At 66.5% G+C, this 17225-nt stretch carries 12 protein-coding genes and 1 pseudogene; 7 read left to right on the top strand and 6 right to left on the bottom strand.

Features of this window, described 5'->3' with window-relative positions; all coding sequences use genetic code 11:
- Positions 1-73: 73 nt before the first annotated feature.
- The 3 genes from hutG to CQ017_RS05700 all read right to left on the bottom strand — a co-directional run bounded on the left by hutG (position 74) and on the right by CQ017_RS05700 (position 4180).
- Positions 74-1042: a formimidoylglutamase gene (gene hutG, locus CQ017_RS05710; RefSeq protein ID WP_105552921.1), complete on the bottom strand. Its 969-nt coding sequence runs from the start codon at positions 1040-1042 to the stop codon at positions 74-76.
- 169 nt (positions 1043-1211) lie between these two features.
- Positions 1212-3374 (bottom strand): SH3 domain-containing protein, encoded by a 2163-nt coding sequence (locus CQ017_RS05705; protein WP_105552920.1) that lies wholly within the window; start codon positions 3372-3374, stop codon positions 1212-1214.
- 152 nt (positions 3375-3526) lie between these two features.
- The gene (locus CQ017_RS05700) at positions 3527-4180 is read right to left on the bottom strand and encodes a peptidyl-tRNA hydrolase (protein ID WP_105552919.1); all 654 of its coding nucleotides are present in this window, start codon (positions 4178-4180) and stop codon (positions 3527-3529) included.
- Between the two features lie 220 nt (positions 4181-4400).
- Between CQ017_RS05700 and CQ017_RS05695 the strand changes: the two genes are divergently transcribed.
- From CQ017_RS05695 to CQ017_RS18350, 6 genes and pseudogenes are all read left to right on the top strand, one after another.
- Positions 4401-5870: a S8 family serine peptidase gene (locus tag CQ017_RS05695; RefSeq protein WP_105552918.1), complete on the top strand. Its 1470-nt coding sequence runs from the start codon at positions 4401-4403 to the stop codon at positions 5868-5870.
- Positions 5867-6454: an RNA polymerase sigma factor gene (locus tag CQ017_RS05690; protein WP_105552992.1), complete on the top strand. Its 588-nt coding sequence runs from the start codon at positions 5867-5869 to the stop codon at positions 6452-6454. Before CQ017_RS05695 ends, CQ017_RS05690 begins: the two co-directional genes overlap by 4 nt.
- Complete coding sequence (locus CQ017_RS05685; protein WP_105552917.1) at positions 6451-6933, top strand: hypothetical protein; 483 nt, start codon at positions 6451-6453, stop codon at positions 6931-6933. The genes CQ017_RS05690 and CQ017_RS05685 overlap by 4 nt, the downstream gene beginning before the upstream one ends.
- Positions 6934-6935: 2 nt before the next feature.
- Positions 6936-9428 (top strand): CHAT domain-containing protein, encoded by a 2493-nt coding sequence (locus CQ017_RS18480; RefSeq protein ID WP_105552916.1) that lies wholly within the window; start codon positions 6936-6938, stop codon positions 9426-9428.
- Between the two features lie 105 nt (positions 9429-9533).
- The gene (locus tag CQ017_RS05675) at positions 9534-11645 is read left to right on the top strand and encodes a S8 family serine peptidase (protein WP_105552915.1); all 2112 of its coding nucleotides are present in this window, start codon (positions 9534-9536) and stop codon (positions 11643-11645) included.
- A gap of 207 nt (positions 11646-11852) precedes the next feature.
- Positions 11853-11930, top strand: a pseudogene (locus CQ017_RS18350) (hypothetical protein); the annotation flags it as partial.
- A 32-nt stretch (positions 11931-11962) separates the two neighbouring features.
- Here CQ017_RS18350 and CQ017_RS18345 read toward each other — a convergent pair.
- Positions 11963-13525, bottom strand: a complete 1563-nt coding sequence (locus CQ017_RS18345; RefSeq protein ID WP_105552914.1) for an arylsulfotransferase family protein — start codon at positions 13523-13525, stop codon at positions 11963-11965.
- Between the two features lie 377 nt (positions 13526-13902).
- Entirely contained in the window at positions 13903-15741 is a 1839-nt protein-coding gene (locus CQ017_RS05660) for an SH3 domain-containing protein (protein WP_105552913.1), read from the bottom strand.
- Between the two features lie 324 nt (positions 15742-16065).
- Between CQ017_RS05660 and CQ017_RS05655 the strand changes: the two genes are divergently transcribed.
- The gene (locus tag CQ017_RS05655) at positions 16066-16833 is read left to right on the top strand and encodes a 4'-phosphopantetheinyl transferase superfamily protein (protein WP_105552912.1); all 768 of its coding nucleotides are present in this window, start codon (positions 16066-16068) and stop codon (positions 16831-16833) included.
- On the opposite strand, the gene CQ017_RS05650 is transcribed toward CQ017_RS05655, so the two are convergent.
- Positions 16830-17177: a cupin domain-containing protein gene (locus CQ017_RS05650; RefSeq protein ID WP_105552911.1), complete on the bottom strand. Its 348-nt coding sequence runs from the start codon at positions 17175-17177 to the stop codon at positions 16830-16832. The two genes, CQ017_RS05655 and CQ017_RS05650, sit on opposite strands and share 4 nt — an antisense overlap.
- Positions 17178-17225: the final 48 nt, after the last annotated feature.

Below are 17225 nucleotides of genomic sequence, written 5' to 3'. Positions count from 1 at the left end.
GCACACAGCATAATGTTTGAGGGGTCAAACATTCAAATTTGGTGACGCAATTATTGTGAAATATATGTGGTTGCTAGACCCCTGCCAGCGTGTTGATCAGCCGCGCCGCGGTGCGCGCGGTACGTCCGTCCAGATCAAAGCGCGGGTTAAGTTCGACCACATCGACCAGGGCAAGCTTTCCGCTCTGCGCAACTTGCCGGCAGACCGCATGGATTACCTCTAGCGGAACCCCGTAGGCTGCTGGCGCGCTCACCCCGGGCGCAACCGCGGCGGGCAAGACGTCGAGATCGATCGTCAGATACAGCTGATCGATGCCCTGCAGGAAAAGATCTACGAACTCGGCGACCTGCCCCAAAGATCCTGCCCCGCATTGCTCGTCGAGCAGATACGTGACGCCGAGGGCCTTTGCCTCTTCGAATAGCAGCCGCGTGTTATTCGGCTGGCTGATGCCAAGAACCGCATAGTTGAATTCTCGTCCGGCGGCGTGCATATCGTTGGCTATGTCCTTGAACGGTGTCCCGCTGCTTCGCCGTGGTGCGCTGCGCAGGTCGAAGTGCGCATCAAGATTGAGAATTCCGATGCGGGCATCCGGCTGGTGCTGAAGCCGATCAAAAAGGCCGCCGAAGGATCCGTAGGCCGTCTCATGCCCGCCCCCGAGGACTACGGGAAGCATCCCGGACTTGAGCAGCTGGCTCACGCTCTGGGCTAGTCGCCGCTGGCCTGCCTCAAGCTCGTCGCCGACCACCACGATGTCACCGGCGTCGCACACCATGCGCGATTCATGGATGGCAAGCGAGCTGAGCGCGGCACGCAGGGCGGCTGGCCCTTTGGCTGCGCCGATTCTTCCCTGGTTTCGCAGCACTCCTGCATCCGAGGCGAAGCCGAGGAGGGCCACCGGTCGGCCACCTGCCTGCGGCGCGGGCATCCCGGAGGGCCCGGTGGCGACGTGCTGATGCCAGCGCAGGTGCTGCTTGCCGGTCCCATCGATGCGACCGCTCCAGCCTGCGGCTGGTCGGTCTACCTGAATTTCCGGATTGTGCATAAATTTGTCCATCTCACCAGCAGACCAGATGCATGCCGGCGCGCACTAGGCCTGCCACCGTTGCCAGTCCGAGATCTCGGACTGGCCCTTCTTGGGTTGGCTCCTCGCGGCACTTTTGGGGCCCTCGGCGGCAATGCCGCGAGCCCCTCCGACGGAGCAGCTTTCACGCTCAGCGTGGCAGCGCGCTGAGATCCAGCCTGCCGTCGGTGCCCGAGTCCCCGTAGACCTCGACGTGGATGTGGTCCAAATGCAGGGTGGTGTCGTTCCAGTTATTCGAGAACTGGTTTCCGTACTTGCCGGACCCGGAGTACGCAGTCCAGCCTGTCGTCGGAAGCCAAATCCGGTCCTGCCAAATGAGGTAATAGATACCCAGTTGAGCGCGGTTGTCGATCAGGAACTGGGCCAGCTCATCGCCTTCAGCGATCCGGCGCTTGTTCTTGTAGTCCCGGATCATCAAGTCCACTGCTTTGCCTGCGCTATGCCCGGCCGAGCCGCTGCGAATCGTGTGGATGCCGCTGACCGTGTCGCGGAATCGGCCGTCGATTGCCTTCATGACGCGTCGCGCATCCGGTTGGAGGGCCGCCGGGGCCCGCCGGGATAGGTAGCTTTCTTTGATCCATCCGCTGCCTCTGGAAGTTTTCACCTTCGCCCAGCCAGTGCTGGACGTCAAATATGTGACCTTCTCGCCCGAAGGAACGACGCCTTTGCCCCGGTGGTGGACCCCGGCGCCAGCCCGCAGGTTGACGTTGGCTGTTGTCCATCGGTAGCTGTTGCTCTGCTGCTTGTCGGGCGCAGGCTTCGTGGGCTCGGCAGCCGAGAGGTAGCCGGAGCTGATCCACCCGATGCCTTCGGAGGTGCTCACCCGCGTCCAGCCGTTGGCGCTTCCGTGTGCGGTGACCGGCTGGTGCAAGGTGATCACCCCCAGGGACTGGTGCGCCCTGGAGTAGCCAGCGCGCAAGTGCACGTTGCTTGTAGTCCAGCGTTTGAGCCTGTTCAGCGGTTTGTAGGCGCTGTTGACCAGCGCGCTGGATGCTATCCAGCCGGTGCCTCGGGAGGTTTTCACCTTGGACCACGAGCCGCTGGCGGTGTAGAACCCAACCTTCTGCCCGGCACGGATGGTGCCAGAGGATTTGGCTTTTGCCGAAGGGCTGGCGCGCACCGCCACGGATTGCACCGTCCAACGATGGCCTTTGAGGACGTTGCCGACGGGCTTGCTCGCGGTCAGGTCCCGGGTGGCCACCCAGCCGGTACCCTTGGATGATTTGATTCGGGACCAACCGTTGGAGGTGCCATGCAGGGACACCTTTTCGTTTTTGGCCACGGTGCCTAGCCGCCGGCTCGATCCAGCGTTGCCCGAGCGCAGTGCCGTCTGCTTCACGGTCCAGCGGGATGCGGCGGAATGGGGCTTGTAATAACTGCTCACGAGGCTGCTGGTGGGCACCCAACCGGTCCCGCGCGTTGTCTGCACCTTGGACCAAGACCCCTTGCTCAGGTAGAGGCCGACCTTGTCGCCGGCCTTGATCATCCCCAAGGATTTGGCCTTGTTCCAGTTGCCCTGGCGCACCACGGTATGAGTGATCATCCACCGATTCCCAATGAGCTTATCGACCCTTGGCTTCGTGCTGGATAGCTGCTTTGCGGATATCCATCCCCTGGCACCGGACGCGGAGACATAAGCCCAGCTTCCCGAGGTGCGCAACCATTCGAGCTTTGCACCGGCCCCGACACGGGTGACGGTGGATGCCTTCGTGGAAGCTGATTTGTAGACCGTTTGCGCGGACTTCGTGTACCGATGCACTGCGGCCGGAAGGGACGTGGAAAGCTGGTTGGTCGGTACGAACCCGATCGTGCGTCCGGCCTTAATGCGTGTCCAAGCTCCCGAAGACCCGAGTCGTTGAACCTTGGTTTTACGGATCACACCGGTCAGCGAAGGCGCTGCGGCAGAGGCCTTCTGACGCAGGGGCTGGAAAGACTTCAGGTAGCGATAAACGCTTGCCTTGGGCTTGGACTCGCTGGGAACCCCAACCGTGGTCAGGTATTTTGATGAGACCCATCCGGTCCTCTTCGCAAAACTTACTTGGTCCCATCCGGAGCTGCTCCGGATCACCGATAGCGTGGTATTTTTCGGAATCACCAGCTGCGCGGCGGATGTGCTTGACGCGGTTTTCCGCAGAATCAAATTCGCCGTGGTCTTCTTGGAGATCTTCGCTTTCACCGCGGAAATTTCCACCGCGGATTCCGGTCGAATCTGCGCTGAAGCGGCAGCCGGCATTCCCAGCCCCACGGTTAATACCGCTGCGAGCGCAAGACTCAGTACACGGTTGGCATGCATGAAATTATTTACCTTCGTGACAAGGCATTTCTGCCGATCCTCAGTGGCTCACGAAAGTGAACAGCCATCCGCTGTGGTGACATGACTGTTACCGCCAAAAAGAATCATGACACACAAATGAGGCTCGCGGATACCCGAGCTAAAGCTGAGCTCTACGACTCAGCGCAGAGAACAAATGCGGTGGTCGAGCCGGGTTCAATTTCGGTTCGCCCGGCGTCCTGGATCACCGGACCGGACGCTTGAGCGGAGAGCCGATCAAACTCGTTGCGCGGCAGCTGCTTGATGCCAACCGGCGCGTGGACTTTGAGCCAACCTTCGATGATGGTTGGCCGTGCCTCGGTCAGCCAGGCGAAGAGCGCATGGGCTGCTTGCGCGGCGGCTTTACCCGTAGACATGTCCAAGGACTTGTTCAGCACGATGTTCACCGAGGCGACCAGCGCCTCGTCGCTTTTTGGCAGCTCGGTTCCGGAGACCTGCAGCTTGGCGATCAGCTTGGGCAAGTCCGTGGCGGGAAGCGGTGGCAACCCGACGGCTTGGGCCTTGCCCACCTCGCTGATCATCTGTTCGGGGAACATTTCCAAGACCTTGGCGAACATCTTCGGATTCGCGCGGCGCACCGATTTCGCGAAGGCCTGGCTAGCCCAGGTCTGCCATTCCGGGTTCTGCGGATTCTGCAGGTAGGCAATGACCGCGGCCCGGGCCACCGCCGAGATCCCTTCATCCTCGGTAGACGGATCTTCCTTATCGATCCGCAAGATGATGGGTTGCACTAATTCGAAAAGTTCTCGTTCAGTTTGCTCGCTCACCACTTCATTCTATGTGCGGCGCCCCTGCCCTGCTCCGCTAGCCCATTGCATGGGCCGGGGCTGCGCCTTGAGCAGGCGCTCCAGCGGTGCGCGGAACCCGGATCCGGCGTAGGATGCAGGCATATTGGAATGGTGCCGAAAATTCTGTTCCAGCATTGATGTATCACCGCGGAGCCTCATCCCTCCTAAGTCTCAAGAACTCGACCTTGAGAGGACCATCATGACCGAGCACTTGACCGTCGCCAGCAATCCCTTCCCCCACCTTGACCCGCTGGTCGCAGCGGCCTGGAACTTTCGCACGGTGGTGCCGCATTCCGGCGGTGCGACCGCCTATGTGGCCAATTCCCTGCTGCTCCTAGCGGAGCCGAGCACGATCGCCGGCCGCCTCGCAGCCATCAACAAGGTGGCCGGTGAGCTGGGGATCAAGGTGGAGGCCACGCCGCTGGGCATCGAGCCCGGCCGGGAACAGGCCCCGGTGAAGCTCGCACCGCCGGTCAGCCGGCTGGTGCTGCATGGCGACCCGGAGGATGTCGACGCCTGGCAGCTGCTGAGGCGGCTGCGCCGGGCGGGGGCCGCTGACGGGGTGGCCCTGGACCACGCGCTGGTCGCCACCCCGTACTACGCCGGGGTGCCCTACTATGCGGGCGTGCCTTATTACGCTGGCGTCGCCGGGGCGCCGGCCACCAGCTACGGAGCACCGGGGATGGGCGGTCGGACCCCGGTGTCGGTGGTGCTGCCGGACCCGCTCGACGGCCGCCCGCGCACCAAGCGCGCGCCCGTGGTGGTCGTGCCGGACACCGGCCTGGAGCAGCATCCCTGGTTCCAGGACCCGGCCACCGCGACCGCAGAGGTCCACGTCGACGGGCAGCTGCTGGGGCGGCACGGGACGGTACCGGGCTGCGCGGTCCCCGAACCGGTGCGCAACCCGCTGGACGGCACGCTGCCGCCCTTCGCCGGCCACGGGACGTTCATCGCCGGGCTCATCCGCCAACGCTGCCCCGAGGCCCGCATCCTGGGCATCCCGGTCATGGCCGACGACGGCGTGGTTTCCGAATCCTGCCTGATCGCCACGCTCCAGTCGCTGCGCACCGGCCAGCTCTCCGCCCTTGCGTCCGGAGACCAGGCGGAGCTCATCGACGTGCTCAGCCTCTCGCTCGGCTACTACCACGAGGCCCCGGCGGACCGGCTTGCCGATGCCCCGCTGCGCACGCTGCTCGAGGACTTCGGCCGCCTCGGCGTGCTGGTCGTCGCCTCGGCCGGCAACAACTCCACGACCGCCCCGATGTACCCGGCAGGCTTCGCCGCCGGACCTGCAGCCGCCGGGCTGCTTCCGTTGTGCTCGGTCGGCGCGCTGAACCCGGACGGCAGCGTCGCCTACTTCAGCAACGCCGGGCCATGGGTCAGCTGCCACCGCCCCGGCGCGGCGCTGGTCTCCACGATGCCCACGCACCTTGGCGGGGACCGGCAGATGATCGCCGCCCTGCAGAATTCCGGGCTGCCGCGCGCCACGCTGGACCCAGATGACTTCACCGGCGGCTTCGGGGTGTGGAGCGGCACCTCCTTCTCCGCCCCGGTGCTCGCCGCCGAGCTCGCCCGTGCCCTGGCCGATACCGCCGCCACCGGGCTGGCCGAACGCCTGGAACGCGGATGGACGGCGCTGGGAACCACGCTGGGCTGGCAACGGCCATGACCGGGGATACTGACCTCGTCGGGCAGGCCGCAACCCTCTTCGAAGAGTTCCGCGGCGGCCGGCGCGAACTGCTCGAAGAGCTGGTGCGGCTGCTGAATCCCACGCTGTGGCATCTGGCCCGCAGCTGCCGGCTCGAGCGCGCCGACGCCGAGGATGTGGTCCAGACCGCCTGGCTGCGGCTGGTGGATCGGGCGGAAACCATCCGGGACCCGCAGACCGTGCTCGCCTGGCTGGGCACCACGGTGCGGCGCGAAGCCTGGCGCGTGGCCCGCGATCGCGGGCGCACCCAACCCTGGGAGAACCCGGAACCCGGTGCAGCAGACCTCGGCCCCGGCCCCATGCCAGGTCCGGCCGAGGCGCTGCTGCGCGATGAGGCCCGGCGCACGCTCTGGGCGCACTTTTCCCGACTGACGCCGCGCTGCCAGGCCATCCTGCGCGTCATCAGCCGCGGCGGAGCGCCGGACTACGCCGCCCTCTCCGCGGCGCTGGGCATCCCGGTCGGGTCCATCGGCCCCACCCGCGGGCGCTGCCTGGACACCCTGCGCACCTACCTGACCGCCGACCCGGCTTGGAGCACCCAATGAACGAGCAATTCGAGCCGCACCAGCGGCCCCTGGACGGGCTGGATACCGCGATCCTGGAGCAGCTCGCGGCGATCTATGACACCCTGGACCCGCCGCCGCCCACGCTGGACGACACGGTGCTCTTTGCGCTCTCCCTGGCCACCCTCAATGCGGAGCTTGCCACATTGCTGGAAGGCCAGGCTCCGGCGCTGCGCGCCGCCGAAACCAGCGCCACCGACTCGGTCACCTTCACCAGCTCGGCCTTGCAGCTGATGGTGTCCACCGCGCCGGAGCCGGACGGGTCGCTGCGCGTGGATGGCTGGGTGACCGGCGGCGGGCTCGACGTGGCGCTCTACGCGGGCAGCACCGCGCACTGGGCAACCTCGGATGTGAACGGCCGGCTGCTCTGGCGCTCGATCCCGCACGGGCCGATCCGGTTCCTGCTGCGGCCCGCGGACCCGGAGGCGAAGCCGGTGCTGACACCAGTCATCGAGTTCTAGTTATGCCGCTTGAGGACCACCTGTCGGCCGCAACCGAAGCCTACCGGGGCGCCCGGGCGGCCATTGCTGCGTACCGGCTGCCCGAGGCAGGCGCGCTGCTGGGCACCGCCCGCCGGCACCTGGCCGCGCTGCCCCGGCCCGAGCGCATGGACCTCGATCAGCGGATCCGGCTCACCGAATCCTGGCTGATCTGCGATGCGCGCGGGCTTCCCGCGGCGCTGGCGCAGATCGAGGCGGTATTGCAGGAAGCCGCCACCGCCGCAGACGACAATCTCGTGGCGCTCGCCCGCATCCAGGCCGGGGTGCTCCACGCCAGAGCCGGAAACTTCGAGGAGGCGCTGGAACAGCTGCGGCCCGCGGTGAAGTACGCAACACGGCTCCCGCTCGATGACCGCGTGCGGCTGCTGCTGAACAAGGGCACCATCGGTTCGCAGACCGGCGCCCTGGCCGAGGCCGCCGCGGACCTGCGCGCGGCGGCGGAGCTGGGCAAGGACCTGCCGGCCTACCGGTTCATGGCGCTGCACAACCTGGGATTCGTCGAGTATCTGCGCGGGGACCTGCCAGCGGCCCTGCAGCTCATGGCACAAGCCGACGGGCTCGAGGTCGAGGTGGACCGTTCCGTCGCGCGCCACGACCGCGCGCGCGTGCTGCTGGAGGCCGGGCTCATCGAGGAGGCCACCGAGCTCTTCGAGCAGGCCGTGGCCGAGCTGCAGCTGGCCGGGCTGGCCGAAGAATGGGCCGAAGCCCGGCTGGACCAGGCCCGCTGCGCCGCGCTCGCCGGAGACCCCGGCCAGGCGGTCCGCCTCGCCGAGGGGGTCCTGGCGCAGGCCGCGGGGCGCGGCGAAACGGCCCGCACCCAGGAGGCCCGGGCCGCACGGCTCGAAGCGCTGGTCCTGGGCTCCGGGCCCGGGAAAGCGCAGCTTGCGGCGCAGGCCGCGGCCCTGGCCGCCGATGCCCGAGCCACCGGACGGCCCTGGCTCGCGGATCGGGCCGCCGCCCTGCAGCTGATCGCCGCCGCGGAGGGACCCGAGCCGGAGCTCGGCGATCCGCAGGCCCTGCGCGGCCTGCGCCGCATGCGTGCCTCCCCCTACCTTTCCACGCGCCTGCTGGCCATCCTCGCAGGGCTCTGCACCACCACGGACCCGGCGCGGCGCGGCCGCCTGCTGCGCGCCGCGGCGCGGGATACCGCCGCCGCCCGGGCCGGCATGGCAAGCCTGGATCTGCGTACCGCCGTCGCGGTCCATCTGGCCCCCATCATGCGCTCCGATCTAGAGCGGGTGGCTGCCAGCGGCGACGGCTGGGCCGCCTTGCGGGCCACCGAACGCTGGCGGGCGGCGCTCGCCGAGGTGCCCTCCGTCCTGCCGCCCGCGGACGACGCGGCCGCCGCCCTGTTCGCCACGCTGCGCCGGCTGCGCGAAGAGCTGCGCACCGCCGCACCGGGTCCGGCAGGTGCCCTGCGCGTCGCGGCCGGCAGAATCGAAAGGCAGCTGCGCGAGCACCACTGGACCCACCGCACCCATGAACCGGAAGGCCTGCCCGGGCCGGTGGGCCGTGCCGAGCTGTCAGCGGTGGGCGTGCTCAGCTACTTCTGGTCCGCGGACGCACTGCATCTGGTGCAGCTGGCACCTGGCGCTCCGGCGCGGTTGCTGCCGCTGGCCGGGCGGGCAGAGGTTTCCGACCTGATCGCCGCCGCCCTGGCCGACACCGCGGCGGCCGGCAACGCGCCGGCGGGCCCGCTGTCCCGCGCGGTGCGCTCCTCGCTGAACGCCGCGCTGCAACGGCTCGAGCAACTGGTGCTGCCCGAGGACCTCGGCAACGCCCCGCTGGTGATCATCCCCAGCGGGGAGCTGGCCAGGCTGCCCTGGGGCATGCTGCCGCGGCTGCGGCACCGCGGTTTCACGCTCAGCCGCTCGGTTGCGGCTTGGGCTGCCGGCGGCGTCAGGCTTGCCGGCCCACCCAGCGTGGCCGTGGTTGCCGGTCCCGGGCTGGCGCTGGCCGAAGCCGAATGCGCGGCGGTGGCCGGCTGCTGGGCCGGCGCCCGGCCGGTCCCCGCCGAACCGGCCGCGCTCAAAGCCGCCCTGGCCGCCTACGACGTCGTCCACATCGCCGCCCACGGGCAGCACCGGGAAGACAGCCCGCTCTTCTCCTCGCTGCGGTTGCACGGCGGTTCGCTGTTCGCCCACGAGCTGGAGCAAGTGCCGATCCGCGCCTCGCTGGTGGTGCTCTCCGCCTGCAGCGCCGGGCGCGGGCGGCTGCGCCCCGGGGACGAGGCGCTGGGCCTGACCTCGAGCCTGCTCGCCATGGGGGTGGGCGCCGTCGTGGCACCGCTGACCGACATCCCCGACGCCCTGGCAGAGCGGACCATGGCAGGCCTGCACCGCCGGCTCGCCTCCGGGCAGGAGGGGCCCGCGGCGCTCGCCGCGGCCTGCGACGGGCCGCTGGAGCGCAGCTTCGCCTGGTTCGGTTCCGACTGGCGGGCCGGCCCGGGCAGCTGAGCGGAAACTTTTTGCGCGGCGGTGTATCACCGGCCGCCGCCGGCGCTCCTAGGGGGTGCGGCGCAAAGGGGCGCCGCATCCGTTATCGGCTCCAGGAGCAATCCAATGTCAGAGAACAATGAGGCGCAGGCCTACTACTACGCCGACGGCGAGCGGGTTCCGCTGGCCGCATCACCGAACTTCGTCGCCATCCATGCAGACGCGGATCAGGCCGAGGCCATGAACGCCCGCGCCGCGGCGGCATCCCACGACCCGCAGCACCCGGTCCAGTTGCTGCGGGTCACCGACCAGAACCTCGTGGTCATGCGCGTCGAGGACGCGCCGCTCGCGCGGCCAGCCGGGGCGCAAGCCGCCGCGGAGGCCGGGGCAGTGGACATCTACGAGCCGGTGGCCGCGCAGGCCGGGGACGGCGAAGACGCGCCGAGCGCGCTGATCGACCAGGGCGAGCTCATCGCCAAGTTCGAGCCCGGCGCCGACGCCGCGGCGAAGCTCATCAAAAAGCACCATCTTCAGACCGTCCGGGAGGACTACCCGGAGCCCGGCGCTTACCTGCTGCGCACCACCCGCGCGCCGGACTCCGCGCTGGCCATCGCCAACGAGCTGCACGAGCAGGAGGGCGTGGAGTACGCCGTGCCGAACTTCGTGCGGATCGCCCCGCGGCTGACCAGCACCCTGGAGGAGCTCGTGGAAACGGCCGAGCCGAACGGCACCGGCCCGGCGTTCACGCCCAACGACCCGCTGCTGCCGGCGCAGTGGGGCATCAGGAAGATCCGCTGCCCCGAGGCCTGGGACATCACCCGCGGCAGCTCCGCCATCTCGGTGGCGGTCATCGACGAGGGCGGCAACGCGCACGAGGACTACGTCCTGGCCCCGGGCTACGACGCGCGCTTCAACGACCCGAACCCGGCCCCCAGGTCGGCCGATGGCCACGGGGTGGCCTGCGCCGGGATCGTCGCGGCCACCGCCCACAACGGGCGCGGCATTGCCGGTGTCGCGCCGAACAGCCGGGTGCGGCACATCCGCATCGCCTACGGCATCGGCAACGGCTTCTGGTCCACCACCGACGCCATCATCGCCGCCGGCGTCCGCAAGGCGGTCGACCTCGGGGCCGATGTGCTGTCCAACTCGTGGGGCAGCCCCACCAGCACCGTGGTGACCAACGCGTTCCGCTACGCCCAGGCCACCGGGCGCGGCGGCCGGGGCACCCCGATCGCGGCGGCCACCGGCAACGGCGACATTCTCGGGGTCGGCTACCCGGCCCGCCTCTCCCCCTCGATCCGCGGCTTCCTCGCGGTCGGGGCCAGCAACCAGTGGGACCAGCGCAAGAGCAAGACCAGCCTCGACGGCGAGACCTGGTGGGGCTCGAACTACGGCCCGCAGGTCGACGTGGTGGCGCCCGGGGTCAAGATCCCGACCACCGACATCATGGGATCCGGCGGCTACTCCGGCGGCAACTATGTGAACACGTTCAACGGCACCTCCTCGGCGACACCGCATGTCGCGGGACTGATGGCGCTGATCCTTGCCGTCGATCCGGCGCTGCGCTCCTGGGAGGTCGAGGACATCATCAAGCTGACGGCGCGGGACCTGGGTTCCGGGGGCCGGGACCAGCATTTCGGGTTCGGCCGGATCGACGCCCGCAAGGCGCTCGAGGCCGCTTCCCGGATCTGGTACTCGATCCAGGTCACCCCGGTCTTCCTCGGCTCCGGCCGCGACACCTATATCCGCGCCAACATCCGGCTCTACAACCCGGGCATCAACACGGTGCGGCTGAACGGACTGACCTTCCGCTCGCACGCTCCGAACGGATCCGTACTGGACCAGTTCAGCTTCGCGGGCAATCCCGGCCCGGTGATGCTGGCGCGCAGCGGGCACGACGTGCGCTTCACGAACGTGCTGCTGCGGGCCAACGGGAACCGCTCGCGGTGGTCCTATAAGTGGTCGGCGAACTGGGGCTACACCTTCTGGCGGCCGGGTGCACCGCTGCATCCGCTCGGGGCCCAGGAGCCGGCCGACGCCGGTGCCGGCGTCCTGGACGAAGCACAGGGCGTGAGCGAGACCGTGCCACCGGTTGAAGGTGCGGACGCTGGCGCGGATAGCCCGGTCGAGCCGGTGCCGAACGCCGAGTCCGCGGCGCTGCCTGCGCTCAATGGAGCCGGCGGGGACCAGATCACCGTCGATCGGACCAGCAAGGCGATCACCATCGTGGTGCGCTGAGCCGGTGCCGCTGGGGGCGGAAATCGGGGATCCGACATGCAATCTTGGGGGATGCATGTCGGATCCCCGCCGCGGTTAGATCGCCGAATCCGGTGATGGTGGATTCCGCCGATTTCAGGCAATGAATTGCATGCAGATCGGCCCACTTCATGTTTGACTTCCCAGGATCCGGAATCCCGCGATGCACGCACCGCCGAAGACAAGGCCATGGCCTTGCTCCGGGCCTTCGGCGATGCAGCGGCCACTTGTGTCGGAGTCAGCGAGCTAGCCCGACGAGCCGAGCTGTCGAAATCCACACCGGCCTACCTGCCAGTCGCTTACTCCTGGTGCATTGCGCTGCCAAGCACCTCACCGTTGCCGTCCAAGGCTTCAACAACGACGTACCGTGCATCGCCGGGCAACGGGATGGCTGTTTCAAAGGACTCCCGTTCGACGGTGGCCTGTTCGCTTGCGGTTGCCGCGTCGTCCCCGGTTAGCAGGCGCCATTGCGCGACCTCGGTAGCACCGTTCCAGGAGACGTATGCGGTGCGATCCCGGAGCGTGAGCTGCGGGTCGGTCGATGGTTGCCCGTGCCACGCAGCCTTGTACGCCCGGTAGCTGGTGCCTCCCCCAGAGAATCCTTCCGGGTAGCAGGCATCGCCATGGCAGATATCGTAGAGCAATTCACCATCATGGTTGTATTCCGAAAAATAGGACTGCGAGCCCCAGCCGATAAGCATGTTGCCGTTGGACAGTTCTTGGGCGTTGGCCATGCTGCCGGCCGCCCGTTCCTGCGGCGGAGCATACTCGGTGACCACCGAGGCGGTCATTGCCCCCTCGTCCAGTGACAGCCGCAGCCCCCGGGAGGACCGTTCGCTCTCATCTCCTTTGGCGTGGTTGTCCAGCAGCGTCAGCGTCCCGTCGGGTGCTCGCTGCGCGTCATGCTGCCAGACGAACACGGCATCCTCATCGAGGTCGAAGTCGCTGGCCGATCCACCCAACGTCCAGACCACCTCCCCGGTGGTGCGGTCCAGCCGGTACACCGCCGAAGTATGCCGGGCCGAGACGAGAATTGCGCCGTCGTGGTCTTCGGTTATCGAATTAATGTGGAAGTAGTCAAAAGGCTTTTCCGCGGTGCCCAGTTCGTCCTCGTCCTCCGTCTGCGCGGCCCGTTCGGAGTCGAAATCCAGCATCGTCTGCGTCAGCGGAACATGATCCAGCGCGCTCCATTCGAAGATCACCTCGCCGCTGGCAATGTCGACCTCTTGGATCACCGCATCTTCGATGTTTCCATCCTCCGGGCCTCCCACGGCAGACAGATCGGCCGGGGTGGGCACATAGGAGGCGATCAGCATGGTGCCGGCTGCGGTGATGGTCGAGTCGTGGAAGTCTGCCTTGCCCGGACCTAGAGAACCGCCGGTGGTGACGCTGGCAATCTGTTCGTAGGCGGCGTTGAGAATGAGAATCTCGCCATTGCCGCGGCCCCCGTCTCTGGTACCCTGATAGACCGTTAATACTGTTTCGCCGCGGTATTCCTGCGGACGAAGGTCAAAATAGTTGTCCTTCGGGTCCTCCGGGTCGATCGGTTCCATCCAGACAAGTTCGCCTTGGGCATCGAAGATCATCGCCCCGGATGAGGGAGTGCCGGTCTCGTAGCCCGGGGTCAGGAAAATATACTCGCTCATTGCCTCCTGCTCCGCGGCCGCGAGTTCGCCGTGCGAAACTGCCATTTTCGGCGGCGTCAGATCCGGGCGACTGACGAAGCTGTGATGCGGCACGGGGTAGTCCTCGGCCCCTTCGGTGGGAGCACAACCGGAGAGCAGCACGGCGAGCGCCGCCACGATGGCTGCAGCCGACGCCCGGCGGCGGCTAGGTTGATACCAAGTGATGTTCGCACCCATACCTCAGAATGACACCGTTGGGCCGAGGATAACAAGAGCTAAGCGCCGCGGCACCGTCATGGCTGGATAGGTAACCGCGGGCAGCTATCAACTACCATTGCTGCGCCCGGCTAAGAGCGCCCATGCCAGGCACCGGTCGGAGCCCGGACTGCTGATTTACCGATTGGCGCTTTTTCCGGATGATCGCTTCAGGTCATTCCATTCCTCGAAGCAATAAGAAATACAGGATCTCGGTGGAGATCCAACATGCCGTATTCCGCGGCTGAAGCGCAGCAGAGTCTGTCCTTGCGCGTGCGGTGAGACACAATACCCCTGCAGGGAAACGCAAGGGCTGCGGCCCTGCCCTCAGGGGACAGGATCCGCAGCCCTCTACTTGCCTAGCCGTTCAGCGCGCTGTAATCCAGAGCGCCTCCGGTGGCGGAATCGCCGTAGGTTTCCACGTGGACGTGGTCCATATGCCGGGTGGTGTCATTCCAGTTGTCGGTGAACTGGGTGCCGTACTTGCCAGAGGTCGAGTACGGCTCCCAGCCCTTCGCCTCAGATAGCCAGATCTTGTCCTGCCAGATCAGGTAGTGGACTCCCAGCTGCTTGCGGTTGTCCAGCAGGAACTGGGAAATGCGGTCTCCGGCGGCGATTCCGGCGGCGCTGTGGTAATTGCCGATCATCGCGTCCACGGCTTTGCCGGAGCTGTGGCCAACGGATCCGGGACGCACCGTGCCCAGCGAGGTGAAGTCACCGGCGAACAGCTGCCGCAGCTGCTTGATGACCCCTTGGGTATCGCTGCGCACCGGGTGCAGCTCGGCGGTGCTCAAGTAGCGGGAGCTGACGTATCCGGTGCCGACGCCGCTGGTCACCTTGGCCCAGCCGTTCTGCGCGCTGATCAGCTGCACTCGCCCATAGGCCGGGAGAATTCCCTTGCTTGCATAATTGGTCCCCGGGCCGGTGCGCAGATGCAAGCTGCCGGTTGTCCAGCGGTATTGCGCGCTGGACGGTTTTTCGTCGCTCAGGTAGTCGGCGCTGACGTAGCCGGTCCCCTCCGAGGAGGTCACCTTCGACCAGCCCGCCGTAGTCAGGTGGACGGTGAGCTTTTCCCCCTTCGGGATCACGCCGAGCGAACGATGGCTGGTGCCGGCCCCACTGCGCAGGTTGAGGTTCGCGGTGGTCCACTGGGTGCTGCCCCCGATAGGGCGGACGCTGTCGTCGTCATCCTTGGGCTGGCTGTCGCTCTTGGCGCTCGTGGACAAATACGCGCTGCTGGCCCAACCGGTGCCTTGAGAGGAGCTTACCTTCGACCAGCCGCTGGAGGTCGTGTGGATAGTGACCTTCTCGCCCTTGGGGATCACGCCGAGCGAACGGTGGTTGGTTCCGGCCCCGGAGCGCACGTTCAGGTTTGCCGTGGTGTACGCTGACTTTTTGGCGGTGGGCGGGGTCTCTGGTCCGGAATTGGAGGCGCCACCGCCCAGGTAGGTCCGGCTGACCCAACCGGTCCCCTTCGAGGACGAGACCTGGGCCCAGTTGCCCGAGGTGCGCAGGACATTGACCTTTTCGCCCTCCGGGATCACCCCAAGCGAGCGGTAGCCGGTTCCGGCCCCGGTGCGCAGATTCAAGTTGGCGGTCGTATAGCGCGAGCCCTCCGAAGATTCCGTTTTCGGGATGCTCGGCTTCGACGAAGAACCCTTCGAGGTCAGGTAGCTGGCGCTGGACCAACCGGTCCCCTTTGACGAGGTCACCTTGGCCCATCCCCTGGACGTCTTCGAAACCGTGACCTTCTCCCCCTTGGGGATCACACCGAGCGAACGGTAGCCGGTCCCGGCCCCGGTGCGCAGGTTGAGGTTCGCCGTCGTATAGCGCACCGAACCGCCCTTGGAATCCGTGGTGGACGAGTCTTTTTCCAGGTATGAGCCAGCGGACCACCCGGTTTTCCCGCCGTACTTGATCTTGTTCCAACCATGGCTGGTCGCCAGCACGCTGACTTTGGTGCCCATCGGGATCACCAGCAACGTGGCTGAGGAGGTTGTGGCCCGTTCGCGCAACCGCAGGTTTGCCGTGGTGCGCTTGATTGTTGCCGATTTGGCGGATTGGACGGTGAGCTTCGCCGTCGGCAAGGAGTTCGGCACATCTGCGGATGCCGGTGGCGCTGCGGCTGCCTGAGCGCCGGTTCCGATCGTCATGGTCACGGCCAAGGCCAGTGCTGCGGTGCGTCCCGGATTCCTCATAAGTCCCTACCTGATATCAGTCGGCGACGCTCATCCATCACGGTTCATAAGGCATCTGGCAATGTCCGAGCGGCTTGTGCTAGTTCGTTCAATCGGCACCCACCCCACAAGGAGAGCCGCCCCAAGCTCGCCACCGAAAGTACTTCTACGCAACACCCTCCCACAATCGGGCCCGACTCGCACATCATTTTCCCAGATCGACGTCTTAAAACACGCAGAGGTAAGGTGGCTTACTTTTCCGATGCACTAGGCGCTCCGCCGGTCCTCGACCGGCGTGACCCGTTGTGCGTCCCCTCCAGAATTCCAGCACGTAGGCTTGAGCACATGGGCATCGATAATTCTCAGTCACAGATTTTCTACGCGGTGGCTACCGCCCGCGAGGTCGAGCTGGCGGCGGAGAACTTTGGCGGTCCAGAGCAGATTCTTGGCACCGAAGCGAGGCGCGCAACCGACTTCCTGCAGGCCGAAGACCGCGAGGCCTTCCTCGGGGCACGCACGCTGCTGCGCTTACTGCTGGCGCATGTCCAGCACGGCGATCTGGCGATGGCCGCGCAGCTGCGGATCTCACGTCGCTGCACTTCGTGCGGTTCTGTAGAGCATGGGAAACCTGCATCCCCAGAGCATTCCATCTCGCTTTCGCGCACCCGCAAAATGTTCATCGCGGCAGTCGGCCCGAAGAGGATCGACCTTGGAGTCGACATTGAGCGGGGGCCCGGCTTTTCTCCCGAAGGCGTCTTTGCCGGTTTTGATGACGTGGCGCTCACCGCCGCGGAACGCAGACTGGTTCGTCGAGAGGCCAATGCGGATAGGGTGCGCCTCATCGCATGGTCGGCCAAGGAGGCTCTGCTCAAAGCCTCCGGCACGGGGCTACGCCAAGAGCCGTCCGCCGTCCCGGTGCTATCGGCGCGTGCGCTTCGCGCCGAGCGTGAAGGTCAGTGGACCGAGGTGAAGCGCCCGGCCGAATACCAATTGCGCTGGCTGCCCGTGCCTGCCACCCATGTCTCGGCATTGGCCGCTTCTGTGTCGCTGCCGGTCGTGGAACTCAGCGCAGAATTATTCGGAGATGGGAACGGCCAGCTACTACAGCGCTAAACGTCGATGAAGGTAATCAAAATGCGGGCAGGGTTTTCCGCATAAACGGCGTGGACCACACCGGCCTCCAACTGGATCATTCCGCCATAGCTCAGTTGATGGGTCTGATCACCGACGCTGAAGTCCACTTGCCCGTCGAGAACCTGCACGATGATGGGAGTGGCTGCCTTATGCTCGGCCAATTCGACATCTGCGTCAAAAGCGATCTGCACGAGCGTGGCGCCGGAAGCGGAACTGATCCGCTGGGCCGAGTAGCTCCCTGGCTTAATCGGATTCGCTAATTCAAGATCGCCCAATTCCTGAGCCAACAGGGAACTTGCTACCTTGGTGTAGTTCTTGTCCATCACGAATCTTCCTTTACGTCAGGTGGTGCCCGGTGCTGGAGGTCCAAT

It is taken from the genome of Arthrobacter sp. MYb224, assembly GCF_002975455.1.
GTDB lineage: Bacteria > Actinomycetota > Actinomycetes > Actinomycetales > Micrococcaceae > Glutamicibacter.
The sequence above is the reverse complement of the archived record's forward strand: the minus strand, read 5'-3'. Positions and strand labels throughout refer to the sequence as shown.